This is a genomic window from Microtetraspora malaysiensis (assembly GCF_050947145.1).
GTDB lineage: Bacteria > Actinomycetota > Actinomycetes > Streptosporangiales > Streptosporangiaceae > Microtetraspora_A > Microtetraspora_A malaysiensis.
In genome coordinates this window covers 7,911,742-7,936,278 of record NZ_CP191998.1, presented here as the reverse complement: position 1 = coordinate 7,936,278, position 24,537 = coordinate 7,911,742, and the positions used below count along the sequence as shown (strand labels likewise).

Sequence of the window (24,537 nt, the reverse complement as noted above, 5' to 3'; positions counted from 1 at the left end):
AGTGGAGTAAATGGTGGCTGAGGGACTGAACCGGGCGCGCAAGGTCGTCCGATGGACGTTGAACGGGACGCTGATCCTGGTCTGGTTCCTGGTTGCCGTGACGACGGCGGCGGCGTTGGGTCTGGGAATCCTCACCTGGCCCCGCGCCCTCCTCGCCGTCGCCGGGCTCGTCGCCTTCAGCGTTTTCTTCTTCCGCATCACCGGCGCGGTCCTGGCCCACCGCTACCCGGTGCGCGACGTCGTGGCCGCCGGCGCCCTGTCGCTGGGCGTCACGATCGCCGGCGGCTCGCAGATGACCGGGTGGGGGTTCGTGCCGCTGGCGTGGCTGTCGCTCGCCGCGATCGGCGTGCCGCGCCGGGTCGCGGTGCTGCTCGGCGCCGGCACCGCCGTGGTGGTGGCCCCGTTCGGCGTGCTCGGGGCGCTGGCCGGCACGGATCCCAGCATTTCGCTGGACACGACCACCACGGCCGGCGGGGTGGTCGGCGTCATCGTCTACTACCTCGTGATGTGTTCACTCTTCCCCTGGACGAACCGGCTCTGGGTGTGGATCTACCGGCTCGCCGAGGAGGCCCACGCCGGACGGGAGGCCCAGGCGCGGCTGGCCGTCGCCGAGGAGCGGCTGCGCTTCGCCCGCGACCTGCACGACCTGGTCGGCCACCAGCTCTCCGCCATCGCGGTCAAGAGCGAGCTCGCCGTACGGCTCACCGGCGCGGACGCCGACGCGGCCAGGGATGAGATGGCCGAGGTTCGCGGCCTGGCCCGGACGGCGTTGCGTGAGCTGCGGGAGACGGTGCGCGGCTACCGGCGGCTCGACCTCGACGCCGAGCTGACGACGGTGCGCGGGGTTCTGGAGGCGGCCGGGGTGACCTGCCGCCTGCATCTGCCGCATCGGGAGGTGCCGGAGGAGGTGGCGCCGGTGTTCGCGTGGGTGGTCCGCGAGGCGGCGACGAACGTGCTGCGGCACAGCTCGGCGTCGCGATGCGACATCACGGTGCGGCACTCGGACGAGGAGGCGGTGCTGGAGGTGCGCAACGACGGCGCGGCTCACCGGGCGGAGGACGTCGGAAGCGGCCTGGCCGGGCTGGGCGAGCGCATGGCGGCGGTCGGGGGCACGCTGGAGGCGCGGCCCACGGGATCGGGCGAGTTCGTCCTGCGCGCGGTCGCCCCGCTGCCCGTGGAGGTCGGGGCATGATCCGCGTCCTGCTCGCCGACGACGAGCGGCTCATCCGGCAGGCGATCGCCATGCTGCTCGGCCTGGAGGCCGACATCGAGGTCGTCGCCCAGGTCGGTAGGGGCGACCTGGTGGCCCAGGCCGTACGGGAGCACGAACCGGACGTGCTGGTGCTGGACGTCGAGATGCCGGGGATGGACGGGTTGTCCGTGGCGGAGAGCCTGCCCGGCCGGGCGATGCTGATCCTGACCAGCTTCGGGCGGCCCGGATACCTGCGGCGGGCGCTCGCGGCCGGGGTGCGCGGATTCGTGCCCAAGGACGCGTCGGCCGAGGAGCTGGCCCGCGCCATCCGGAAGGTGCACGCGGGCGGCCGCTACCTCGATCCGGAGATGGCGGCCGCCGCGATGACCGCGGGGGAGAACCCGCTGACGGAGCGGGAGCGCGACGCGCTGGCCCTGGCGGGCAAGGGCGCGTCGGTGGCGCGGATCGCCGCCGAACTGCATCTCACCGAGGGGACCGTCCGGAACTACCTGTCCAGCGCCATCAGCAAGCTGGGAGGGGGAAACCGCATCACCGCGATCCGCGTCGCGCAGGACATGGGGTGGATCTGAGGCCCGCGCCCGGGCTCCTGCGTCGCGCTCGCCGATGTCAAGGGTGGAACGAGCTGCGGAAGATGTGGATCGCCGTGGCGACGAGCCGGTCCACGGGGGGAGCGGGGTCGCTCAGCACCCACTCGATGAGCAGCTCCGTGATGGCCCCGATCACGCCGAGTGCGAGCAGGTGGGACTCCAGCGGGGGGCGGTGCTGCACGTCGTCGACCGCGCGCTCGATCACCTTGCTGAACTCCAGCACGGAGCGCTGCCGGGCGCCGCTGAGGACGTCGCCCGCGCGGCGGACCTCCACGTGCATCACGCGGGCGCGCCGGGCGTCCTTCGTTACAAACCGGACGTACTCTCCGATGCCGGCCACGATGCGGTCGTCCAACATGGGCGGCGCCTGCTCGATGGCCGCCGACACGGAGGCGAGCGTCTCCTCCACGCATCGGTCGTAGACCGCGCGCATCAGGTCGTCGCGCCCCGAGAAGCACTCGTAGAACGCCCGGTTGGAGATGCGGGCGGTCGCGCACAGCCGCTCGATCGTCGTGCCGTGGAAGCCTGGATTGGCGAACAGCGTGTACGCGGCCGTGATCAACCGCTCTCTTCGGTCGGCCAGCCGTTGCTCGGCTGACATCCCCCGGTATTCGCGTCCCGCCACTACTTCACCTCACGCCGTCAATGACCCCCCAGAAGGAACCATTATGGACGCAAGATCCTTTATGCGAAAGTATCTATAAATTAGCGCTTTCGGCCGCCCGAAAGGAAGGACATTTACTTGACAAGCTGGTCAATTCACCCTTGTATTCGATCGTGATTCACCCTTTTACGGGGCGTAACGACGGTCAGATGAGGCCGCGGCCGAGCGCGGTGGTGACGGCCGCGGTGCGGTCGGAGACGCCGAGCTTGGCGAAGACGCGGAGCAGGTGGGTCTTCACCGTCGCCTCGCTGATGAACAGCTCGGTCCCGATCTCCGCGTTCGTCAGCCCTCGGGCCACGAGCGAGAGCACCTGCGCCTCGCGCGGCGACAGGGACTCGGCGACGGGCGCGCGCATGCGCGTGACGAGCTTCGTGGCGACGGACGGGGCCAGCACGGTTTCTCCGCGCACCGCCGACTCGACCGCGCCGAGCAGGTCGGCGCGAGAGATGTCCTTGAGCAGGTAGCCGGCCGCGCCCGCCTCGACCGCCCGCACGATGTCCTGGTCGGTCTCGTACGTGGTCAGCACGATCACCCGGCTCTCCGGGCGTTCCGCCAGGATCAGCCTGGTCGCGTCGACCCCGTCGCCCGACGGCATCCGCAGGTCCATGAGGATGACGTCCGGCCGCAGATCACGGGCGCGTACGACGGCCTCCTCGCCGGAGCCGGCCTCCCCGACCACGTCCACGCCTGGGGCGGACTCCAACATGCCGCGCAGGCCCTGGCGTACGACGGGGTGGTCATCCACGATCATCAGGCGGATCACGGAACGTCACTCTCCTTCTCGGGAATCGGCGGCGGCGCCGGGTCGGGCAGGGTGACGGTCAGCGTCGTCCCCGATCTGGTCGCCGTGCGTCTCGCCGGTCCTCTCGCTGGGCCGGCCACCGCGTCGGTCATGGAGCCGGTCTTCGGGGGCGTCGTCCCCGAACCGGTCACGTTCAACGCACCGCCCTCCTGCTCGACGCGGCTCCGCATGGCGCGCAGGCCGTACCCCGAGGTCGGGCCGGGGCCGAGCCCGCGCCCGTCGTCGCGGACCACCAGCGTCACCTCGGCCGCACCGTACACGAGGCGGACCTGGACGGCCGACGCGGCGGCGTGCTTGCGAACGTTGGCCAGGGCCTCCTGCGCCGCCCGGACCAGCACCACCTCGCTGTTGGCGGGCAGCGCGCGCGAGACGCCCTCGACCGCGAAGGACGCCTGGACGCCCAGCTCCTCGCCCAGCCGGGTGGTGAGTCGCCGCAGCGCCTCGTCCAGGGTGGACCCGTCCAGCGGGACCGGGCCGAGCGCCGCGACGAGGGCGCGCGCCTCCGCCAGGTTCTCCCTGGCGGTCTGTACGGCCAGCGCCAGATGCCGTGACCCCGGCGCCGCCCCCGGCTGCGACTCCGCGGCCTGGATGAGCATGATGATGCTGGTGAACCCCTGGGCGAGGGTGTCGTGGATCTCCCGGGCCAGCCGTTCGCGCTCGGTCAGCGCGCCGCGCTCGGCGGACAGGCGGGCGACCTCGGCGCGGCTGGCGGACAGCTCCTCGATGAGCCGCGCGCGTTCGGTGCTCTCGGTGATGATGCGGCTGATCCACGACCCGAGGACGCCGGCGAACGCGACGCCGATCAGGACGATGCAGACGAACCCGAGCTTCGCGGCGGTGCCGTACGCCGCCAGGAACATGCCCACGGGGCCGATGTTCAGCGCCAACAGCACCGCGACGGCCCGCCGGTCGCGCAGGAGCATGAACACCTGCGGGCAGAGCGCGAACAGCCCGATGGCCGCCGACGTCGTGATGATCGTGGCCGGGACGAAGGTCGCGATCATCACGCCCACATAGAGCAGGCCGCGGCGGTCGCGGGCGCCGCGTTCCCCGATCGCCGGGCGGCCGAGGAGCAGGTACCCGGCCGTGCAGCAGCCGAGCAGCGCGAGCGCGACCGCCCTGGTGACCGCGGTCAGGTCGTCGTCCGCGAACACGAGCGCGACCGTGGCCGCCAGCACCAGGGCGTAGAGCAGCTCCCAGCCGTGGAACGCCTTCCACGCGTGGCCGGCGCCGGGCGGGCCGTCCTCACAAGGGACGGCGATGCCCTCGGCGGAGAAGCGCCGGTCCCGGCGCCGGAACGCGCTCATCCGTCGCGACGGCCCTTCCAGCGGAAGGTCGTCAGGCACAGCACCAGACCCCCGATCACCCAGGCGGTGAGGATCAGGGCCACTCGGTCCAGTTCGTACGACTTCGTCAGCTCAAGCGAGGCGCCGTCGGCTCCGAGGAACACCGCGCGGAACCCCTGGCACATCCACTTCAGCGGGAACACCGAGGCGATGTTGATCAGCCACTCGGGCATCTGGGTGAACGGGATGAAGACCCCCGAGATGAACTGCAGCACCACGAACGGCATGCTGATGACCGCGGCGGCGCTCTTCGCCGAGCGGGGCAGGCTGCTCACCGCAGTGCCCAGCAGTGCCGCGCCGGTGACCCCGAGCAGGAACACCCAGGCGAAGGTCACCCAGCTCGACACCTGGCTGGGCAGGTCCAGGTCGTACATCAGGACCCCGATGGCCAGCAGGATCACGACCTCCAGGAACGCGATCACCAGCACGTTGATGATTTTGCCGATGAAGTAGGCGCTGCGCGGCATGGGCGTTCCGGCCAGCCGCTTCAGCGTGCCGTCGTCGCGGTCGCCCGCGATGCCGATGCCGAGGCTCTGGAAGCCGGCGCCCATCACCCCGGCCCCGATCAGCCCGGCGGTGTAGAGCTGCGACACGGTGACCCCGGACCCCTCCAGGGGGCCGGCGAAGATCGACCCGAACAGCATGAGCAGGATGATCGGGAAGGAGAAGGTGAACACGACGGCGTCCTTCTCACGGAAGAACATCTTCGTCTCCACCGCTCCGCGGGACAGGCCGAGCTTCAGCGCGGAGGGCATCGCGCGCGTGGCGGCCGTACTGGGGGCGGTGCCGGTGGCGGTGTCAGTCACGGGGGGCCTCGATCAGCTTCAGATAGATGTCTTCAAGCGTGGGGCGGTGAACAGCGAGGCCGGGGACCTCTCCGTCGTAGCGGCGGCTCAGCTCCACGATCGTCTTGGTCGGCGTGCTCGTCTCGACCGAGCCCTCCTCCCAGGTCACGACGGCCTTCGCGGTGTCCCGGCCGCCCAGCGTCGCGGGCTCGCCCTCCGCGACGATCCGGCCGCCCGCGATGACCGCGACCCGGTCCGCCAGTGCCTCGGCCTCGTCCAGATAGTGGGTGGTCAGCACGATCGTGCTGCCCGTTTGCGCCAGTCCCTCGATCAGCCCCCAGAACTGCCGCCGGGCCTCGGGGTCGAAACCGGTGGTGGGCTCGTCCAGGAAGATCAGCTCCGGGTTGCCCAGGATGCCGAGGGCGACGTCCACTCGCCGCCGCTGCCCTCCGGAGAGCTGGCGGACCCGCTTGTTCGCCTTGTCGGAGAGTCCCACGGCGGCGATCACCTCGTCGGGGTCCCTCGGGTTCGGGTAGTAGCCCGCGAAGTGGCGCACCGTCTCGAGCACGCTCAGCTCGGCGGCGTCGTTCGCGGTCTGCAGAACGATGCCGATGCGGGAGCGCCATTCCCGGGTCGGCCGGCCCGGGTCGACGCCGAGCACCGAGATCTCGCCCGCGTCCCGCTTGCGGTACCCCTCAAGGATCTCCACGGTCGTCGACTTGCCCGCCCCGTTGGGACCGAGGAAGGCGAAGACCTCGCCCCTCCTGATGTCGAGGTCGATGCCCTTGACCGCCTGGACGTCGCCGTACCGCTTGGTCAGCCCGCGGACCTCAATAGCGTTTGTCACGCCTTCAAGGATCTACCGGCGCTTTACGTCAGGACACCCCTGGACGACTGAATCCTGGTGTCCACCGTTCGGTGGACACCGGACGTCAGAAGAGTGTGGGATTCTCCGGCTCGATGCCGCGCAGCGCGTCGTAGTCGAGGGTGACGCAGTCGATGCCACGGTCGGTGGCCAGCACGCGGGCCTGGGGCTTGATCTCCTGCGCCGCGAAGATGCCCTTGACCGGGGCGAGCAGCGGGTCGCGGTTGAGCAGCTCCAGATAACGGGTCAGCTGCTCGACGCCGTCGATCTCGCCGCGGCGCTTGATCTCCACCGCCACCGTGCCGCCGAGGTGGTCGCGGCAGAGGATGTCCACCGGGCCGATGGCCGTCATGTACTCGCGGCGGACCAGCGTCCAGCCGTCGCCCAGCGTGGTGATGTGCTCGGCGAGCAGCTCCTGCAGGTGCGCCTCGACGCCGTCCTTCTGGAGCCCCGGATCGACGCCCAGCTCATGGCTGGAGTCGTGCAGCACCTCCTCAATGGTGAGGATGAGCTTCTCGCCGGTCTTGCCGTGGGTCACCGTCCAGGTGCCGTCGTCCTCGCGCAGCTTGCACGGAGGGTTCATCCAGTTGAGCGGCTTGAACGCCCGATCGTCCGCGTGGATGGAGACGCTGTTGTCCGCCTTGATCAAGATGAGGCGGGGCGCCATGGGCAGATGGGCCGTCAGCCTCCCCACGTAATCCACGCTGCACCGCGCGATGACCAGCCGCATAGCGGCCAACCCTACCGGTCGCGCCGCCTGCCCTCTGCCGGATCGGCCCCCTCTGCGAGACTGACCCCATGGCGCAGACGTTTGAGACTGTCGGTGTGGTGGGACTCGGCACCATGGGTGCGGGGATCGCCGAGGTCTTCGCCCGGTCGGGCCGCCGGGTGATCGGGGTCGAGGCCGACGATGTGGCCCTGGAGCGCGGTCGCGGCCACCTGGAGCGCTCGACCGGCAAGGCCGTCGCGAAGGGCAAGCTCACCGAGGACGCGCAGCGCGAGATCCTCGGCCGGGTCACCCTGACCACCTCCCGTGCGGACCTGGCCGACGCCGACCTGGTGATCGAGGCGGTCCCGGAGATCATGGAGTTCAAGCGCGTCCTGTTCGCCGACCTGGACCGCGTCTGCAAGCCGTCGGCGGTGCTCGCCACCAACACCTCGTCGCTGTCGGTCACGGCGATCGCCGCCGGCACGTCCCGGCCCGGCCGGGTGATCGGGATGCACTTCTTCAACCCCGCCCCGGTGATGAAGCTGGTCGAGGTGATCCACACCGTGGTCACCGACGACGGTCTCGCCGACGACATCGCCGCGCTCGCCCGGAGCCTCGGCAAGACCCCGATCACGGCCGGCGACCGCGCCGGCTTCGTGGTCAACCGGCTGCTGCTCGGCTATCTCAACCACGCCTGCGTCCTGCTGGAGGCGGGCGTCGCCGGCCGCGACGACATCGACGCCGCCATGAAGCTGGGCGTCGGGCTGCCGATGGGGCCGTTCACGCTGCTCGACCTGATCGGCCTGGACACCTCCTACGAGGTGTGCGAGGTCCTGTTCCGCGAGACCCGCGACCGGCGGCACGCGCCCGCGCCCGTGCTGCGCGAACTGGTCACCGCGGGGCTCCTCGGCCGCAAGACCGGCCGCGGCTTCTACTCCTACGGCGAAGCCGCCCCCGCCACACCCGAGGCCCGCCAGGCGGCCTCCGTGTCCACGGTCGGGATCGTCGGCGGCGGGCCGGAGGCGGCGACGCTCGCCACGGCCGTCGAGCGCGCCGGGTTCAAGCCCGTGGTCGCCGAAAGCGCCGACCTGACCCCGGTCGGCGACGCCGACGTGGTCCTCGCCCTGTCCGACCGCCCCGTCGTCGAGCTCGCCGTACGGCTGCCGCACCCCGAGCGGCTGGCCGGGCTGCACCTCGTCGGCGACGGCGTGGCCGAGGTCGCCTCCACCGTGCTGACCTCGCCGGAGACCACCGCGGCCGTACACGACCTGGTGCGGATCCTCGATCGCACCCCGGTGATGTGCGGGGACCGGGCCGAGTTCGTCGTCAACGCCCTGCTGTACGCGTATCTCAACGACGCGGTCCGCATGCTGGAGTCGGGGTACGCCTCCGCGGGCGACATCGACACCGGGATGCGGCTCGGCTGCGGATATCCGGCGGGGCCGCTGGAGATGCTCGACGCCATCGGCCTGGAGGCGGTCAGGGACGGGCTGCGCGCCCTTTACGCGGAGTACCGCGAGCCGGCGTTCGCCCCCGTGCCGCTGCTCGACCAGCTCGTCACGGCCGGCGTGCGCAGCATCCGGGAATACGCCGGCTGACCACTCGTTCTGACTGACATGACCCCCGTCGCGCCTTTCCTGCCCTCTGCCCTGCCGTACCCTTCCGTCCGTACGCGTCCCGAGTGGGCCGCGCGCGTCCGCGAGGAGGCCCGGTGAGCCCGCGCCGCGCCCGCCGTTCTGACGGCTCCTCGCGCCCCTCACGGCGTCCCGGGAACGGCGGACGCGGAGGAGACGGGGCCGACGACGAGGGCCTGGGCTTCGCCGGGCGGTTCGGCATCGGCCAGGTCGAGGAATGGCCCGACGGCGAGTGGCAGGTGCGGCGCATCATCGGCGGGGCGGCGGACAAGATCTACCGCTGCCCCGGTTGCGACCAGGAGATCAGGATCGGACTCGCGCACCTCGTCTCCTGGCCCAACTGGACCGGCGGCGAGAACGAGCGGCGCCACTGGCACACCGCCTGCTGGCGCAACCGGGTCAAGCGCGGCCCCGGCCGCACCCGCTACTGACGGCCGCGGCCGTCGGCGGGGTTTCACGGGCTATTCAGAAGAACTGTGCAGGAGGTTTGGCGATGGTGGCGGAGATCCGGGCGTCGACGGTGCTGCCCGCGCGGCGGGAGGACATCGAGCTGCACACGGCCGACGGGCTGACGCTGGTCGGTGAGATCGCGCTGCCCGAGGACCGGCCCCCCGCGGCCACGCTGGTCTGCCTGCATCCGCTGCCGACCCACGGCGGCATGATGGACAGCCATGTGCTGCGCAAGGCGTCGTACCGGCTGCCCGCGCTGGCCGACCTCGCGGTGCTGCGCTTCAACACCCGGGGCACCACCTCGGACCGGGGGACGTCCGAGGGCGCCTTCGGCCATGGTCAGGACGAGCGGTTCGACGTGGCGGCGGCCCTGGAGTACGCCGAGTTCCACGACCTGCCCCGCCCGTGGCTCGTCGGATGGTCGTTCGGCACCGAGCTGGCGCTGAAGTGGGGCCGGGACCCGCTCGTCGAGGGCGCGATCCTGCTCTCGCCGCCGCTCCACCGCGCGACGGACGCCGACCTGGACGCCTGGGCGGAGTTCGGCCGGCCCCTGGTCGCGCTGGTGCCGGAACACGACGACTATCTGCGGCCCGACGAGGCACGTACGCGGTTCGCCCGGGTGCCGCAGGTCGAGGTGGTCGGCGTCGAGGGCGCCAAGCACCTGTGGGTGGGCGAGCCGTACGTGCGGATCGTGCTCGACGAGATCGTCAAGCGGGTGAACCCGGCCGCGGGCCCCCTGCCCACCCAGGTCTGACGGAGCTCGTAGCCGGCATCGGAAGGCCGGCGGCCGGGCCCACTGGTCGAGCGAGCAGCGGGCCCGGGGCCGCTGCCGGACGAGGACGGCGTCTGAAGCGCGGACCGTTCGAATCGCGGGTGTCGTGCACCAGGGCGTCGGTTGGACCGCCGCCCTGGTCATCGTCGTCGTTCTGATTCCGCTGCGATCAGGAGCGCTGACCGGGCTGGTTCACGATCGCGGCTTCCAGCTGCGCGGTCAGGCTCACCGTGCCCGCCTTGAAGGTCTCCTTACTGCCATCGGCCCGCTCGTGTGTCCGGTCCTGCAGCCGCGTCGAGTTGGTGCCCAGATACCGGAAGGTCTGCGGGTCCAGGACGAGCGATTGCCGTGCCCCGTCGTTGTCGAGGCTGAACGCCACGCCTCGCCGTCCGTCGGCGACGGGCACGTCCTCGGTCATGGTGATGCCCTTGATCGTGGGCAGCGCGCGGAAGAGAGCGGCCCGCACCTCGGGGGCAAGCCACTGCTCGGCGATGAGCTGGTTGATCTCCATGAAGAGGATCTGCGGCGGGACGTGGCCGTTCAGTTCCTGCGGCCCCCGGCGGTCTTCGTCGAGGATGGCCGCCTTGATCCTGGCGATCACCCCAGCCGGGGTGACAGGAGCTTTGGCCAGCTCAGCCGGGTCGAAGACCGCGCTGCCCTGGAACATCAGCTTGCCGCCCTGGTACCAGGCCGACCGCTTGCCGTCCACGCTGGTCCACCGTTCCCAGGTGGCGTGCCGGTCCCGGTCGACGTCGGCTTCGACGCCGTCCAGCTGCAGTTCCTTGGTGTAGAGCCACTGAGCGGGGCCCGGCGCGGGCGTCGGGTCGCTCTCGGCCGCGCCGGCGGCACGCTCGCCCAGCTCGGCCACGCTGGCCACCGTCGCCATGCCCTGCTGGTCCCTGAGCGTCACGACGGTCCCGCCGACGACCAGGGCCAGAGCCGCCGCCACCGCGATCCGCCAGCCGAACCTTCTCGCGCCGGACGTGGCCGACTTGCGTGCGGCCTCCGGTTCGTGGATCGCTGTCATCAGCCGCGCTTTGGCAGCAGTCGCGGCGTTGTCAGTCATCGCCGGGGTGTTCCGGCGAAACTCCTTCAGTTCGTTCACTGCTGCTCCTCATCCCCTAGCACGTTCCTGGCCTTCTTCCGCGCCCGGTGCAGCCGTGACCGCACAGTCCCCACAGAAATGTCCAGCGCCCGCGCCACCTCCTCGTACGACATGTCCTCCCACGCCACCAGCAGCAGCACGTCTCGATGCCCGCGTGGCAGCGACGCCAGCGCCCCCGCCAGCTCACGGTCCCTGCCCTGCGCCGTCACCCGGCGCGTCACGGTGTCGTCCAGTGCCTCAGGCAGAGGGTCCACGCCGGTGCGGCTCAGCGCCCGCAGCAGCCGCTCCTCCTGTCGTCGATGTCTGGCGATCAACGTGGTGGCGATTCCGTACAGCCAGGGCCTGGCCAGCGCGAACGACGTGTCATACGTCCCGCGCCTGCGAAAGGCCGCCAGGAACGTCTCGGCCACAATGTCGTCGGCGGCCTGCGCGCCCAGCCGCCGCGCCGCGTACAGATGGATCTGCTGGGCGTAGCGGTCGAACAGCGCCGCGAACTGCTCTGGGTCGTGCGCCGAACGACGGATCAGTTCTCCGTCGTCGATCTCGACCGTCTCAGCACTCAACGCCTCTCCTTCGTGAGTAGGTATTTCACCGTGCTGTCTCCCGAAGGGCGTCACCGAGTTCCCCAAAGCCGTGACACGCGGAGATGTGATGCCGCCGTCCGCAGGCGGCCAGGTATATGCGCTACCACTCGGGCTCCGCTTGCAGAGATGGGCGTCACCAGGTGGTGCCGGGCAGAACCCCGCCGAGCGGAGTGCGTGTCCATCTGTGGCCGCCCCTCGCTGGCGTGGACGGCACCATCCCGTGGAGTTGTCCGTGCGGTGGGCCGACCGGCGAGGACATCGCCGGTCGGGGCCACTGGGAGTTGCGTATCCCGATCGCGTACATGCCGGAGGTCGAAGCGCTCTGACCTCGCCGGGCCTGGCGGGTCGAGAGCGGGGTCGAGTCCGCGGCTGAGGTCGGCCGGTCTCAGGTGGCCATCGAAAGGCCGGCCATTGGCCAGAGGATCGGTCGGGGGCGAAGGTCCGCCGTCCGTGCGCGGCGGCGGGCCGCGCGCCAGCGCGGCCCTTGATCCCTATAAGAACAATTCGGCAACGCCGACAGAACTCCAGTGCGGGGCGCTCACCGTTCTCGCTTCCTGCCCATCGCTAACAGCACAACGCGAAGGAGCAACCACAGGAGGCCGGCCTGCATCAGCCCGCCGGCGGTTGCGACGATGAGCGGCAGAACGTTCTGCATCCACGACGGCCCGACCTCGGCGTAGCAGAGTCCAGTCGCCTGGCAGAGATCGAGCAGGACGGTGCCCAGCGGGTAGGTGGCGGGACCTACGAACAGGAACGCCAGCCCGTTTCCTCCTCCTCGGATGAAAGACGGCAGGCTGAGAGCGGCGAGCCCTATGATCACGACGGCATACGCGCCTGCAAGGAACTCGGCCATGCTGAGAGGCCCAGGGGGATCCGACTTCGCCAAACTCCACACTCACGCGACGCCAGGAAACGGAGATCAGGCCACGAGCCTATGTGATCTATGGTCTCTGGGGCTTGCGGCGGTCGGCTGCTGCCTGCCGGGCACGACGCCAGGACCGTCCTGCGCTGGGACGGATACACCTGGGTGATCGTCCAGAAGCTGCCCGGTACGGCCGGGAGCCTTGCCGTCACCGCTGACAACGACGTGTGGGTCTTAGGCGACTACAAGGCCTGGCACTACAACGGCGCCACCTGGTCGGATCAGAGCGTCTCCTTTTCCGCCTACCGAGTCAGCGCCCGCTCCGCCTCCGACATCTGGGCCCTCGACGGCGACACCTCCTCGGTGCACCACTTCGACGGGAAGCTCTGGACCCGGGTCGACGTGACTGCGGCGCTGCCCAAGGCTCCGCCCCCGTCCGACGATTTCCCGCCCGACCCGACCGGTCCTCGGCTGACCGCCATCACCGCCGACCCAACCGGCATCTGGATCACGGGGGAGATCGGGGCGTCGTCGTTCCTGCTCTCCCAGACCGGTTCCGGCTGGCACAGCGAGGACACCTCCGCGAAGGCCGGACGCATGATCCGTGACCGCCCACCCGTCCCCGACGGCAAGGGCGGCCACTGGTTCTTCGGCTCCACCGACATCAACGGTGACGACTCCGCCCTCGCCCACCGCGCCCCCTCCGGCCACTGGACCAAGGTTCCGTCCGGCGGTGAACTGACCTCGCTGTCGGCCGTCCCCGGCGGCCCGCTCCTGGCCACCGGAGTGATCGGCAAAGCTTCAGGCGTCTTCCGTAACCTTCCTTGAAGAGGACCCTGCAGAAGCAACCAGTCGGACGTGACTTGACAGGTTAGGCAGATCGGATGTCTTAGCTTGATCTTTAACCTCACCCGTCGGTCGGCTGGGCGAGATGGCGGCGGCCTTTGGCGTTCGCCGGACAGCAGAGCGGCCCTGGCGTGATCATGTGCGTTGCTGAAGCACCCATGATCACCAACCAAGGCCGTAAGGATGAGTTTGCTAGACGATCCCGCCCGCGTCGAGTCGCTGACCGTGTTGTCCCGGTTCCGAACCGACCTGTATGACTGCTTGACCGCTCGGGCAGACGCGCTGTTCGAGCTCACCGACGCACTGCTGTGCGCCGACGGCGCGGTCAGATCTCTAGTCGATCTGACACTGACGCCCGAACACCGGCGCGGGCACGGCGCCCTCTACGACGGGCTGAACTGCGGCCGGATCGAGGAGAACCGGCTGCGTGCCGTCCTGACCGACCTGCCGATCCCCAAGACCGTCGACGGTCGGATCGTACTGGTCGTGGATGTCAGCCCCTGGCTGCGCTCAGACGCACCGACCAGCGCGGAACGCCTGTTCTGCCACGTCTACGGCCGCGGCAAGAATCAGGCCCAGCTGATCCCGGGCTGGCCGTACTCCTTCGTCGCGGCGCTGGAACCGGGCCGCACCTCCTGGACCGCAGTCCTGGACGCGGTCCGCCTGGGGCCGACGGACGACGCCACAGCGGTGACCGCCGACCAACTCCGCGCGGTCGTCGGACGTCTCGTCTCAGCTGGACACTGGCAGGCCGGCGACCCGGACATCCTGATCGTCATGGATGCCGGCTACGACGTCACCCGGCTCGCGTTCGTCCTGGCCGACCTGCCCGTCGAGGTGCTCGGACGGATCCGCTCCGACCGCATCCTGCGGCTGCCCAAGCCCTCCCGGCTGCCTGGCGCCATCGGCCGCCCGCCCAAACACGGCCCCGAGTTCGCCCTGGACAAACCCGCCACGTGGCCCGAACCTCAGCACACCACGACCACCGACACGACCCGCTACGGCACGGCGCGTTCCAGTAGTTGGGACCGGCTCCACCCCCGCCTCACCCACCGGACCAGTTGGCTCGACCACGAGGGCGAACTCCCGATCATCGAGGGCACCTTGATCCGGCTGCAGGTGGAGCATCTTCCCGGGGACCGTGACCCCAAGCCGGTGTGGTTGTGGTCCTCGGCCACCGGCATCACCGCCGCCGACGTCGACCACCGCTGGCAGGCGTTCCTGCGCAGATTCGATATCGAGCACACCTTCCGGCTGTTCAAACAGACCATGGGATGGACCGCCCCGAAGATACGCGACCCCGCAGCGGCCGACCGCTGGACCTGGCTGGTCATCGCCGCCTACACCCAGCTACGCCTCGCCCGCCCCCTCGCCGTCGACCTGCGCCGCCCTTGGGAGAAGCCCGTCGCGCCAGGACGGTTGACGCCCGCCCGGGTCCGGCGCGGGTTCCGGAACATCCGCGCGAACACCGCACTGCCCGCCAGCGCGCCGAAACCTAGCAAGCCCGGCCCCGGCCGGCCGCCAGGCTCCAAGAACCGCAGACCGGCACCCCATCACGACGTCGGAAAGACCAGCAAACGAGACCTCACCATGACCGCCCGACAACAGCGCACAGGTTAAAGATCAAGCTTAGAGCCTGTTAGCGATCGGTTTGGGTGGGTTGGCGTGTCGGCTCTGGAGACAGAAGAGGGCCACTTAAGCATCTGTGAACAGGCTCTGATATCCGGGCCGGATGCCACCGTGGGCGCCGAAGCGGTATAAACAGGAACAGTAGAGCTATGTTCTGTTCCAGTGGAGGCACCGTGCAGGCGTTCGATCTCTCGGGCAAGAAGGCGTTCGTCACAGGGGCGTCCCGCGGCATCGGCAGGGCCATCGCCCTCACGCTCGCCGAGGCGGGCGCGGACGTCGCGCTCGTCTCCCGATCCGCCGAGAGCCTCGCCCAGGTGGCCAAGGAGATCGAGGACCGCGGGCGCGCGGCCCACGTGATCCCCTGCGACGTGACCGACCGCGACGCCGTGGCGGGCGCCGTCCAGGCCGCGATCGAGGCGTTCGGCCACGTGGACGTCGTCGTCAACAACGCCGGAGGGTCGAGCTTCCTCGCCGAGTTCAAGGACCTGCGGCTGACCGGCTGGGACAAGACCATGCGGCTCAACCTGGACTCGGCGATGGCCGTCCTGCACGCGTTCGCCCCGCACCTGCTGGAGCGCGGCGGCGGGTCCGTCATCAACGTCGCCTCCGTCGCCGCCAAGGGCGCCCCCTTCCTCGCGCCGTACGGGGCGGCGAAGGCGGGGCTGGTCGCCCTCACCAAGACCCTCGCGGTCGAATGGGCGTCCCGGGGCGTACGGGTGAACGCGTTGTGCCCGGGCTGGACGGCGACCGAGCTCAACCGCAACCTGTGGGAGGACGAGAACGCGAGCAAGGCCACCATCAGCGGCGTCCCGATGGGCCGCTGGGGGACCGCCGAGGAGATGGCCCAGCCCGCGCTGTTCCTCGCCAGCCCGGCGTCCGCGTACATGACCGGCCAGGTGCTCTTCGTCGACGGCGGCCAGACCGCGTTGTCCTGACCGCTCGCGCACTCGACGTGACAGCGTGGGCCGACAGGCCATGGACGGCGATCGCGGGTTACGTTGGCCAGATGCGGCTCTACTCGCGATCAGCCGGTTCCGGGACACCCGTGGTCCTGCTCCACGCCTTCCCGTTCTCCTCGGCGATGTGGCAGGCGCAGCGTGAGGGGCTGGCGCGCGCCTGCACGGTGATCACTCCAGACCTGCGCGGCTTCGGCGGCTCACCCCTCGGAGACGACGCGCCCTCGCTCGACGTCATGGCCGACGACGTGGCGCGGCTCCTCGACCGCGAGGGGATCGAGCGCGCCGTGGTCGGCGGCCAGTCCATGGGCGGGTACGTCACGATGGCCTTCTGCCGTCGCCACGCCGACCGCCTGCTCGGCGTGATCCTCGCCGACACCAAGGCGGCGGCCGATCCCGCACCCGCGAGGGAGAACCGCGAGCGGATCGCCGCGGCGGTCCTCCGGGACGGTCCGGCCATCCTCGTGGACGAGGTCCTGCCGCCGCAGCTCGGCGCCACGACCGCGCGGCGCAGGCCCATGGTGTCCGGCCGGGTACGCGGCCTCGTCCAGTCCGCGCCGCCTCCGGCCGTGGCGTGGGCGCAGCGCGCCATGGCGGCCCGCCCGGACTCCTTCGACACGCTCCGCGCCCTGACGGCGCCCGCGCTGGTCATCGTGGGCGACGAGGACGAACTGTCCCCGCGGGCCGACGCGGAGGCGATGGCCGAGGCCGTGCCCGACGGCAGGATCGCCGTCATCCCCGAGGCGGGCCATCTGTCCGCGATGGAGAACCCCGAGGCGTTCAACCACGCCGTCGCCGACTTCGTCCGCTCCCTGCCCTGAACTCGGGCATGGCGAAGGGCATGGTGTGAAGCACGCTCCGCGGTTCCAGGCGTCCTGGCCCTGCTGGAGGAGGCTGCGGATCCCCGCGACACCGGGTGGGGAGAGCGGAGGTCGACGTGGGAGTCGGCCGGTTCGGTGCCCTTGCGGAAGCGGCGTCTCAGCCGTGGGTCGCGTTGGCGGCGCGGTGCCGCGAGGGGGTCGTTCCGTACCGGCTGACGAATGCCTGGCGGAGCGCCTCGGCCGTGCCGAACCCGCACCGGGCCGCCACGCGGGTGACGGGCAGGGCGGTCGTGGCCAGCAGGTGGGCGGCCGCCTCGGTCCGGGCCAGGCGGACGAAGCGGCCGGGTGACTGGCCGAGGTGGGTGAGGAAGAGCCGGGTGAGGTGCCGCACGCTGACGCCGGCGATCGAGGCGAGCGTGGCGGTGGTGAGGTCCGCGTCGAGGTTCGCGGTCACGTGCCCGACGACCCGCCTGACCACGTCGTGCTCGGCGGGTGACGCCGCGGTGAACATGCTGATCTGGGCTTGGTTGCCCGGCCGCTGGAGGTAGGTCACCAGGGCCCGGGCCACCTGCCGGGCCAGCCCCGCTCCGTGGTCCTCCTCAATGAACGCGGTCATCAGGTCGAGGGCGCTGGTCACGCCGGCGGCGGTGGAGATCGCACCGTCCCGAATGTAGATCGGATCGGCGTCCACGGTGACGGCGGGGTGGTGGGCGGCGAGTTGCTGGGCGAACTGCCAGTGAGTGGTCGCCCGCTTGCCGTCGAGCAGTCCCGCCGCGGCGAGCACGCTCGCTCCCGTACACACGGAGGCCACCCGGCGGCTCTCCCGCGCCAGCCGGCGTACGTTGCCGACAATCACCGGGTCCTCGGCGGCGCGCGTGTGGCCCCATCCGCCGGACACGATCAACGTGTCGATCGGGCCGATGGTCCGCTGCAGTGAGCCCTGGCTGTGCAGGGTCAGCCCCGACTGGCACGCGATCGGCTGCCCACCCGGGCTGACCACCGAAATCTGGTACGGCGGGCTCACCGAGCCGATCCGGTTGGCCATCTCCAGGCTGGTCGTGATGCAGGCGATGTCGAGCAATTCGGCGCCCTCATAACCGACCACGACAACCCGCCGCTCTGCCATCTCTGGATGGTAGGTCTGATCGGGTAGGCATCCCAAGTTTTCGGACATACTCTCCATGGGCGCTCGGCAGGGAAGTGGCCGGCCGGACAGGCTCGGGGTCATGACACATCCGATGCTTGATGACCGCAGGCCCGCTGCACGCCGGTCGGCTCCGCTGCCCCGCGTCGTGAGGGCGCTGGTGCGCCGGTGGCCGACATGGCTGGGAATCGCCTGCGCGTTCCTCTTCCATGTGGATGATGGACGAGCAGCCGGCGTCTTCGTGTTCGTCGCCGCGCTCGCCTATCTGACGACAGCGGTTCTGGACCGGCCTCGTTCCGCCTGGTTGACAGTGCTCGGGCTGACCGTCGTGGCGGTGGTCAGCCAGGTGCTGGGCGTCGGCTACGCCGTTGTGCTGGGCCCCGCCGCGCTCGTCATCTCCGTGATCGGCCTGGTCCGGGGGCAGCTACGCAGGCCGGGACTCTTCGCACTGCAGGCGCCGGCCATGCTGGTCTTCGGCGCCGTCGTACTGGCCGCCGCGCACGCGGGTTGGGCGCTGGGGAGCGCCGTGATGGCCGCCGCTCTGATCGCGCACGGGATCTGGGACATCTTCCACTTGCGCGCGAACCGGATCGTCTCTCGGTCCATGGCGGAATGGTGCGCGATACTCGACCTCCTGCTGGGCGTCGGCATCCTGGTCCTGCTGTGAATGACGACGCGGTCGTCGGCGGGAGAGCCCGGCCGGGAGAAGCGCTGGAGTCGCGAGCACGTTTCCGGCCGGACCGCACGTCCCGGTTGAGGGCATGCGGGGCAGGTCCGTTGGGCGAAGCGGGGGCTCCGGACGGCGGCGGGTCTGGAGCGCCGGTGTGGCGATGAGCGAGGGGCGGACGCGGCCGACGGGGTCACCGTCCAGGCCTGCGTCCCCTCCCTCTGCTTTCCTCCCTCAAGGAGCTCGCGGAGGCAATACTCCGCGTTGGCTCCATGTCGCTACCTTTGCAGTGCGACACCACGATTGTGATACAAACATGTGACCTGATCCGGCCAATGACCGGAACATGCCACGGAGGTGCCACGTTGTGGGACGCCATCGGCCTGGACATCCTCGAAGAACGGATCTACCGCCTGCTGCTCCGTGACCCCCGCTGCTCCGTCGAGGAGTGCGCGCGGCGGCTGGAGGCATCGCCTGACGCGGTCCGCGCCTCGGTGGACCGGCTCATGGAGCTCGGCCTGTTGGAGTCGGCCGAACGGCGCGGCCTGCGCGCGGCCGACCCGAGGATCGGCCTCGGCGGGGCGATCCGCCGCCGCCGCGCCGAGCTTGATCGGCTCAGCCTGGTGGCCGACGAGCTGGCCGCCGACTTCCAGGAGGGGCTGCTGCGCGCCGACCCGGAACGGGTGATCGAGGTGGTCGAGGGCAGCGCCGCCGCGAGCCGCCGGGTGGGGGAGCTGCTGGCCGGCGCGTCCAAGGAGGTGCTCGCGCTGGACGCCCCGCCGTACGCCGCATCCTCGGGGACGTCGATCAGCGCCGAGGAGGCGGTGCTGGCGCGCGGCGTGCGCTGTCGCGCGATCTACTCCTCCGCCGTGCTGGATCTGCCTGCCAAGCTCGACGAGATCCGGCAGATGATGAGCCTGGGCGAGCAGTCGCGGGTCCACGCCAACCTGCCGATCAAGCTGGTCCTGGTCGACGGCGTGACCGCCCTGCTGCCGCTCACCGGCAAGGAGGAGGGCGTCCACTTCACCTCCGTCGTCGTACGGCACAGCGCCCTCACGGACGCCCTCGTCGCCCTGTTCGAGACGCTGTGGCGCGAGGCGGCGCCCCTGGCGGGGGCCCCGTCCGTACCGGCTCTGGACGCGGTGGACCGGCAGATCCTGGAGTTGCTCGGGGTGGGGATGAAGGACGAGGCGATCCTGCGGCACCTCGGCATCTCCGAGCGGACGCTGCGGCGCCGGATCGCCTCGCTGCTCGGCCGCCTCGGCGCCACCGGCCGTTTCCAGGCGGGCGTCCAGGCCGCCCGCCGCGGCTGGATCTGAGGGCTGTGTCTATTTGCGCTCGCTTCGCTCGCGCGGGCTCGGGGCGCTGTGAGGCGATGTCTTCCCTCGTCACTCGGGGCCTCGCCCCTCAGCCCGCTCGTTCCTCAGTCCAGACACCGCCGCGCCCCTCGCGTGGTGGTTGGGCGCCGTCATCATTACGGCCCCCAACCATCACGCGCGAGGGGCGCGGCGGTGAAGTAACCGAGGGAACGCCCGGAGCGAGGAACGAGTGAGGACGTGACGAGGGCACGAGCCGACTTCGGGCGACCCGAGCCTGCCGAGCGAAGCGAGGCCAATAAACACAGTAGGGCCCGGCGGAGGTGATCCGCCGGGCCCTGCTCATGGTGTCGCCATAGCCGTCGACTGCCCCGTTAGCGCCGGGTGTTACTCCTGCCACCACTCGGCGTCGTCGTCGGCCTTGCCGTTGGTCTCGACGGGCTTGGCGACCGAGACCGGCTTGTCCGCGCTCGGCGCGGCGGACAGCGCGGGCTTGGCCGGGGCGGCCGCGACCGGCGCCGGCTCGGCGTCCATGCCCGGCAGCGGGGCGCCGCCGAGGAGCTGCCGAAGCTGGGCGAGGTGGCTGGTGATGCTGTCGCGCTGGCGGGTCAGCTCGTCGACCTGGCGCTGCATGGAGGTGCGGGTGCGCTCGGCCTCGTTCTTGGCGTCGGTCACGATCGACTCGGCGCTGGCCTTGGAGTCGGCCACGAGCTGGTCGGCGTTCTTCCGCGCGTTGGCGAGGAGCTGCTTGGCGTGCGAGTCGGCCTCGCGCCGGGTCTGCTCGGCCTGCTGGGTGGCCTTGCTGGCCCGCTGCTCGGCCGTCGCGGCGCGCTGCTCCGCCTCGGCGACGAGCTTCTGCGTGTTGGCCTGGGCAGTGGCGTGGCGCTCGGCCTCCTGCCGCTCGGCCTCCTCGCGCCGGGAGGCGAGCTGGATCTCGAACTCCGCCTCCTCCTGGGCCCGCTTGGCCTCGGACTCCTCAAGGACGCGCTGCGCCTGGGCGCGCATCTCGTCGGCCTGGCGCTTGGCGGTGGTGAGCACCTCGTCGCGCTCGCGCTTGGTGGAGGCCCGGAGCTGGGCGACCTCGCGCTCGGTGGTGGTGCGGAGCTTGGCGATCTCCCGCTCGGCGTCCGCCCGCTTCTCCGCGACCTCGTGGTCGGCGGTGGCCCGGACCTTCGCGACCTCGCGCTCGGTGGTCGAGGTCAGCTCGTCGGCCTCGCGCTTGGCGGTCGCGCGGATCTCCTCGGCGTCGCGCTCGGCCGTGCTGCGCATGTCCTCGGCCTCGCGGGCGGCGAGGGCGCGCTTCTCGGCGGCCTCGTTCTCGGCGGCGGCGCGCATGTCGGCGGCGTCCACCTTGGCCTGCGCCTTGATCTCGTTGGCCTCCGACCTGGCGGCCTGGACGAGCTCGGTGGCCTGTTCCTCGGCAAGACGAAGCAGCTGCTCAATGCGGGCGCCGAGACCGGAATAGGTCGGACGCTCCTGCTCCTGCAGCTGACGCTGCGAGTCGGAAAGCTCCCGCTGGAGCCCGCTCACCTGTTCACGCGCCTGACGCAGTTCTGTGTCGAGCGTCTTCAAGTGGTCGTGGACCTGGTGCCGGTCATAGCCGCGGAGCACCACGTCGAATTCCCGAGAAGGGGCGTCTTCAAAGAAATTGTTGAGTTGGGCGTCGATGTCGGACTGCATGAGGCTCGATCCTGGGTTGTCGAGACGGCTACACGGGCCGGACGGGGGGTTCGGACAGCCGAGGCGGGGTCCATCACGGGTCCTCGTCCGGTGATACGCCAGCGTACTCCGGTACTGCCGCGTTGGCCGCCCTCTCCGGCTTTATGTGCGACTTGTTACGTGTGAACCTTTCTTGCGTTCAGTGGGGTCAATGCCGCGCCGTCTCGACCAGCTCCGTCAGGACTCCTCCCACGTCTTTCGGGTGAAGAAACGCGATTGAGGCGCCCATTGAACCGTGCCGCGGACGCTCGTCGATGAGTTTTATGCCCTTTGCGGCGATATCCTGTAGAGCTTGCGTGACATCGGCCACTCCATAGCCAATGTGATGCATGCCCTCGCCGCGCTTCGCCAGGAACTTGCCGACGGCGGTGTCGGGGTGGAGCGGTTCCAGCAACTGCACGTACGACGCTCCGCTCGGCGCGTCGGCGACGTGCAGCATCGCCTCCCGGACGCCCTGCTCCTCGTTCACCTCTCGGCTCACGACGGTGAGCCCGAAGGTCGTCTCGTAGAACTCGATCTTCTCTTCGAGGTTGTGGCAGGCGATGCCCACGTGGTCGATCCTGAGCAGCATTTCCTCACTCCTCCGCGTCTGCGGTCCGCGCTCTCGCCACTTTGCCAGGTCCGGGAGATGTGGGCGACCACCATGGCGATCACTCGGACACTCCTGGGTATCGTGACATCGTCGCCCAGATCCCGTGATGGAGGCCCCATCCCATGTCCGGTTCCGTGATCGTCGCAGGAGCTCGTACGCCCATCGGGCGGTTGCTCGGTTCGCTCGCCGGCCTGTCCGCCGTCGACCTCGGCGGCATCGCCATCAAGGCGGCGCTTGAGCGTGCAGGCGTCGCCCCCTCAGACGTGCAGTATGTGATCATGGGGCAGGTGCTCCAGGCGGGCGCGGGGCAGATCCCGTCCCGGCAGGCCGCCGTGAGGGCGGGCATCCCCATGACCGTCCCGTCGCTGACGATCAACAAGGTGTGTCTGTCCGGGCTCGACGCCATCGCGCTGGCCGATCAGCTCATCCGGGCCGGCGAGTTCGACATCGTCGTCGCCGGCGGCATGGAGTCCATGACCAACGCGCCGCACCTGCTGCCCGGCCTGCGCAAGGGCGTCAAGTACGGCCCGGCCGGCGTCGTCGACTCCATGGCCCTCGACGGGCTCACCGACGCGTTCGACCAGCTCGCCATGGGTGAGTCCACCGAGCGGCACAACGCCAGGTTCGGCATCACCCGCGAGGAGCAGGACGAGTTCTCCGCCCGCTCGCACCAGCTCGCGGCCAAGGCCACCAAGACCGGCGTCTTCGACGACGAGATCGTGCCGGTCACCCTGCCGGGCCGCAAGGGCGGCGAGCCGATCGTGTTCTCGGCCGACGAGGGCATCCGCGGCGACACCACGGCCGAGACGCTCGCCGGGCTGCGGCCCGCCTTCGCCAAGGACGGCACCATCACGGCGGCCTCCGCCTCCCAGATCTCCGACGGCGCCGTCGCGGTCGTCGTCATGTCCCGGGCGAAGGCCGAGGAGCTCGGCCTGGAGTGGCTGGCCGAGATCGGCGCGCACGGCAACGTCGCCGGTCCGGACAACTCGCTGCAGTCCCAGCCCGCCAACGCGATCAAGCACGCGCTGGCCAAGGAGGGAATCACCGCCGACGACCTCGACCTCGTCGAGATCAACGAGGCGTTCGCCCAGGTCGTGCTCCAGTCCGTCAAGGAGCTCGACGTCCCGCAGGACAAGGTCAACGTCAACGGCGGCGGCATCGCCCTCGGCCACCCGATCGGCGCGTCCGGCGCGCGGATCGTGCTGACGCTCGCCCACGAGCTGAGGCGGCGTGGCGGCGGCGTGGGCGCGGCCGGCCTGTGCGGAGGCGGCGGCCAGGGCGACGCCCTGATCGTCCGGGTGCCCTCCCGCGACTGATCCGCGGCCTCTCCACCGCCCATTCCGCGGTCTTCCCCGTCTTTCCGCCGCCTCTTCGTGTCCGCCCCGCGGCCCGGCGCGCGCCGTACGCGCCGCCGGGCCCGCCTGAGATCGCGTGTCTAGGCTTGAACCGCGGGCGGCGAGCGATGCGGAGGTTGCCATGGACGTCGGGACGCTCGTGGCGGACGCGCGGCGCGGGCGGCCGCGGGCGGTCGCCCGGCTGATCACGCTGGTCGAGAACGCCGCCGCGGCCCCGGGCGGCGACGAGCGGCTGCGCGAGGTGATGGCGGCGTTCGCCACCGCGACCGGCCCCGAGGCCGAGGGCGGCCGCGGGCCGTACGGCGCGCGCGTGATCGGGCTGACCGGCTCTCCGGGCGTGGGGAAGTCGACCTCGACCGGCATGCTCATCCGGGCGTTCCGCAGGCGCGGCCGGCGGGTGGGCGTTCTGGCCGTGGACCCGTCCAGCCCGTTCACCGGCGGCGCGCTGCTCGGCGACCGGGTGCGGATGCAGGAGCACGCGACCGACCCCGAGGTCTTCATCCGGAGCATGGCGAGCCGCGGCCACCTCGGCGGGCTCGCCTGGGCCACCCCGCAGGCCCTGCGGGTGCTGGACGCGGCCGGGTGCGACGTGATCCTGGTCGAGACCGTCGGCGTCGGCCAGGCCGAGGTGGACGTGGCCCGGCTGGCCGACACCACCGTCGTCCTGCTCGCGCCGGGGATGGGCGACGGCATCCAGGCGGCCAAGGCCGGCATTCTCGAGGTCGCCGACGTGTTCGTCGTCAACAAGGCCGACCGCGACGGCGCCCAGGCCCTGGTCCGCGAGCTGCGGAACACGGTCGCGCCCCTGCGCGGACCGTGGCGGCCGCCGATCGTCTCCACTGTGGCGTCGAAGGGCGAGGGGGCCGACGACCTGATCGCCGCGCTCGACAAGCACACCGCGTACCTCGACGAGTCGGGGGAGCTGCGCCGCCGCCGGCTGGCCCGCGCACGGGACGAGATCGAGACCATCGCGCTGGCGCGGCTGCGCGCCCGGTTCGCGGCCGAGGGCCGCGAACGGCGGCTCGACCGCCTCGCGGAACGCCTGGTGGCGGCCGAGACCGACCCCTACACCGCCGCCGACGAGCTGCTCGCCGACCTCGGCTGAGCCGTCCGG

General features: G+C 70.8%; 25 protein-coding genes. 13 read left to right on the top strand and 12 right to left on the bottom strand.

The features are described 5' to 3' along the window. Positions 1-10: 10 nt before the first annotated feature. Together ACQP1V_RS37190 and ACQP1V_RS37185 are read left to right on the top strand one after the other, a co-directional pair. Complete coding sequence (locus tag ACQP1V_RS37190; RefSeq protein WP_433415288.1) at positions 11-1,192, top strand: sensor histidine kinase; 1,182 nt, start codon at positions 11-13, stop codon at positions 1,190-1,192. Beyond that, positions 1,189-1,782 (top strand): response regulator transcription factor, encoded by a 594-nt coding sequence (locus ACQP1V_RS37185; RefSeq protein WP_433415285.1) that lies wholly within the window; start codon positions 1,189-1,191, stop codon positions 1,780-1,782. Before ACQP1V_RS37190 ends, ACQP1V_RS37185 begins: the two co-directional genes overlap by 4 nt. A 37-nt stretch (positions 1,783-1,819) precedes the next feature. On the opposite strand, the gene ACQP1V_RS37180 is transcribed toward ACQP1V_RS37185, so the two are convergent. From ACQP1V_RS37180 to nucS, 6 genes are all read right to left on the bottom strand, one after another. Further along, on the bottom strand, positions 1,820-2,425 hold the full coding sequence (locus ACQP1V_RS37180; RefSeq protein WP_433415282.1) for a TetR/AcrR family transcriptional regulator: 606 nt from the start codon (positions 2,423-2,425) through the stop codon (positions 1,820-1,822). Between the two features lie 184 nt (positions 2,426-2,609). Further along, positions 2,610-3,227 (bottom strand): response regulator, encoded by a 618-nt coding sequence (locus tag ACQP1V_RS37175; RefSeq protein ID WP_067124997.1) that lies wholly within the window; start codon positions 3,225-3,227, stop codon positions 2,610-2,612. Then, the gene (locus ACQP1V_RS37170) at positions 3,224-4,573 is read right to left on the bottom strand and encodes a sensor histidine kinase (RefSeq protein ID WP_433415279.1); all 1,350 of its coding nucleotides are present in this window, start codon (positions 4,571-4,573) and stop codon (positions 3,224-3,226) included. Before ACQP1V_RS37170 ends, ACQP1V_RS37175 begins: the two co-directional genes overlap by 4 nt. Then, entirely contained in the window at positions 4,570-5,418 is an 849-nt protein-coding gene (locus tag ACQP1V_RS37165) for an ABC transporter permease (protein WP_433415277.1), read from the bottom strand. The genes ACQP1V_RS37170 and ACQP1V_RS37165 overlap by 4 nt, the downstream gene beginning before the upstream one ends. Beyond that, entirely contained in the window at positions 5,411-6,244 is an 834-nt protein-coding gene (locus tag ACQP1V_RS37160; protein ID WP_433415275.1) for an ABC transporter ATP-binding protein, read from the bottom strand. The genes ACQP1V_RS37165 and ACQP1V_RS37160 overlap by 8 nt, the downstream gene beginning before the upstream one ends. A gap of 85 nt (positions 6,245-6,329) precedes the next feature. Beyond that, positions 6,330-6,992 (bottom strand): endonuclease NucS, encoded by a 663-nt coding sequence (nucS, locus tag ACQP1V_RS37155; protein WP_433415273.1) that lies wholly within the window; start codon positions 6,990-6,992, stop codon positions 6,330-6,332. Positions 6,993-7,060: 68 nt separating this feature from the next. Between nucS and ACQP1V_RS37150 the strand changes: the two genes are divergently transcribed. The 3 genes from ACQP1V_RS37150 (at position 7,061) to ACQP1V_RS37140 (ending at position 9,809) form a co-directional block, all read left to right on the top strand. Then, positions 7,061-8,569, top strand: a complete 1,509-nt coding sequence (locus ACQP1V_RS37150) for a 3-hydroxyacyl-CoA dehydrogenase family protein (protein WP_433415271.1) — start codon at positions 7,061-7,063, stop codon at positions 8,567-8,569. A gap of 113 nt (positions 8,570-8,682) precedes the next feature. Beyond that, positions 8,683-9,036, top strand: a complete 354-nt coding sequence (locus tag ACQP1V_RS37145) for an ATP/GTP-binding protein (protein ID WP_433415269.1) — start codon at positions 8,683-8,685, stop codon at positions 9,034-9,036. A 62-nt stretch (positions 9,037-9,098) separates the two neighbouring features. Beyond that, complete coding sequence (locus tag ACQP1V_RS37140) at positions 9,099-9,809, top strand: alpha/beta hydrolase (RefSeq protein ID WP_387411646.1); 711 nt, start codon at positions 9,099-9,101, stop codon at positions 9,807-9,809. 187 nt (positions 9,810-9,996) lie between these two features. Here the strand turns inward: ACQP1V_RS37140 and ACQP1V_RS37135 are convergent, their stop codons facing one another. From ACQP1V_RS37135 to ACQP1V_RS37125, 3 genes are all read right to left on the bottom strand, one after another. Next, positions 9,997-10,932: a CU044_5270 family protein gene (locus tag ACQP1V_RS37135; RefSeq protein ID WP_433415268.1), complete on the bottom strand. Its 936-nt coding sequence runs from the start codon at positions 10,930-10,932 to the stop codon at positions 9,997-9,999. After that, a complete protein-coding gene (locus tag ACQP1V_RS37130; RefSeq protein ID WP_387411642.1) occupies positions 10,929-11,495 on the bottom strand; it encodes an RNA polymerase sigma factor in 567 nt (188 codons plus the stop codon). Before ACQP1V_RS37130 ends, ACQP1V_RS37135 begins: the two co-directional genes overlap by 4 nt. A gap of 559 nt (positions 11,496-12,054) precedes the next feature. Continuing rightward, positions 12,055-12,369 carry a hypothetical protein gene (locus ACQP1V_RS37125; protein ID WP_433415265.1) on the bottom strand — a complete coding sequence of 105 codons (315 nt, stop codon included), beginning with the start codon at positions 12,367-12,369 and terminating at the stop codon, positions 12,055-12,057. Positions 12,370-12,459: 90 nt separating this feature from the next. Here ACQP1V_RS37125 and ACQP1V_RS37120 point away from each other — a divergent pair, with 90 nt between their 5' ends. From ACQP1V_RS37120 to ACQP1V_RS37105, 4 genes are all read left to right on the top strand, one after another. Further along, positions 12,460-13,206 carry a hypothetical protein gene (locus tag ACQP1V_RS37120; RefSeq protein ID WP_433415264.1) on the top strand — a complete coding sequence of 249 codons (747 nt, stop codon included), beginning with the start codon at positions 12,460-12,462 and terminating at the stop codon, positions 13,204-13,206. A 201-nt stretch (positions 13,207-13,407) separates the two neighbouring features. Beyond that, the gene (locus ACQP1V_RS37115) at positions 13,408-14,844 is read left to right on the top strand and encodes an NF041680 family putative transposase (protein ID WP_433415262.1); all 1,437 of its coding nucleotides are present in this window, start codon (positions 13,408-13,410) and stop codon (positions 14,842-14,844) included. Between the two features lie 182 nt (positions 14,845-15,026). Next, positions 15,027-15,788 (top strand): SDR family NAD(P)-dependent oxidoreductase, encoded by a 762-nt coding sequence (locus tag ACQP1V_RS37110; RefSeq protein WP_433415260.1) that lies wholly within the window; start codon positions 15,027-15,029, stop codon positions 15,786-15,788. 71 nt (positions 15,789-15,859) lie between these two features. Continuing rightward, positions 15,860-16,630, top strand: a complete 771-nt coding sequence (locus ACQP1V_RS37105) for an alpha/beta fold hydrolase (protein ID WP_433415258.1) — start codon at positions 15,860-15,862, stop codon at positions 16,628-16,630. Between the two features lie 157 nt (positions 16,631-16,787). On the opposite strand, the gene ACQP1V_RS37100 is transcribed toward ACQP1V_RS37105, so the two are convergent. Beyond that, positions 16,788-17,756 carry a GlxA family transcriptional regulator gene (locus ACQP1V_RS37100; protein ID WP_433415256.1) on the bottom strand — a complete coding sequence of 323 codons (969 nt, stop codon included), beginning with the start codon at positions 17,754-17,756 and terminating at the stop codon, positions 16,788-16,790. Between the two features lie 100 nt (positions 17,757-17,856). Between ACQP1V_RS37100 and ACQP1V_RS37095 the strand changes: the two genes are divergently transcribed. Both ACQP1V_RS37095 and ACQP1V_RS37090 read left to right on the top strand, forming a co-directional pair. Next, positions 17,857-18,441, top strand: coding sequence for a hypothetical protein (locus ACQP1V_RS37095; RefSeq protein WP_433415254.1), 585 nt, complete (start codon positions 17,857-17,859; stop codon positions 18,439-18,441). A gap of 335 nt (positions 18,442-18,776) precedes the next feature. Then, positions 18,777-19,760, top strand: coding sequence for a winged helix-turn-helix transcriptional regulator (locus tag ACQP1V_RS37090; protein WP_433415252.1), 984 nt, complete (start codon positions 18,777-18,779; stop codon positions 19,758-19,760). A gap of 384 nt (positions 19,761-20,144) precedes the next feature. Here ACQP1V_RS37090 and ACQP1V_RS37085 read toward each other — a convergent pair whose 3' ends face one another. Then, positions 20,145-21,437 (bottom strand): DivIVA domain-containing protein, encoded by a 1,293-nt coding sequence (locus tag ACQP1V_RS37085; RefSeq protein WP_433218500.1) that lies wholly within the window; start codon positions 21,435-21,437, stop codon positions 20,145-20,147. A gap of 187 nt (positions 21,438-21,624) precedes the next feature. Continuing rightward, complete coding sequence (gene mce, locus ACQP1V_RS37080) at positions 21,625-22,047, bottom strand: methylmalonyl-CoA epimerase (protein ID WP_067124961.1); 423 nt, start codon at positions 22,045-22,047, stop codon at positions 21,625-21,627. 143 nt (positions 22,048-22,190) lie between these two features. Between mce and ACQP1V_RS37075 the strand changes: the two genes are divergently transcribed. Both ACQP1V_RS37075 and meaB read left to right on the top strand, forming a co-directional pair. Continuing rightward, positions 22,191-23,384: an acetyl-CoA C-acetyltransferase gene (locus ACQP1V_RS37075; protein ID WP_433415250.1), complete on the top strand. Its 1,194-nt coding sequence runs from the start codon at positions 22,191-22,193 to the stop codon at positions 23,382-23,384. Between the two features lie 160 nt (positions 23,385-23,544). Next, a complete protein-coding gene (meaB, locus tag ACQP1V_RS37070) occupies positions 23,545-24,528 on the top strand; it encodes a methylmalonyl Co-A mutase-associated GTPase MeaB (protein WP_433415248.1) in 984 nt (327 codons plus the stop codon). Positions 24,529-24,537: the final 9 nt, after the last annotated feature.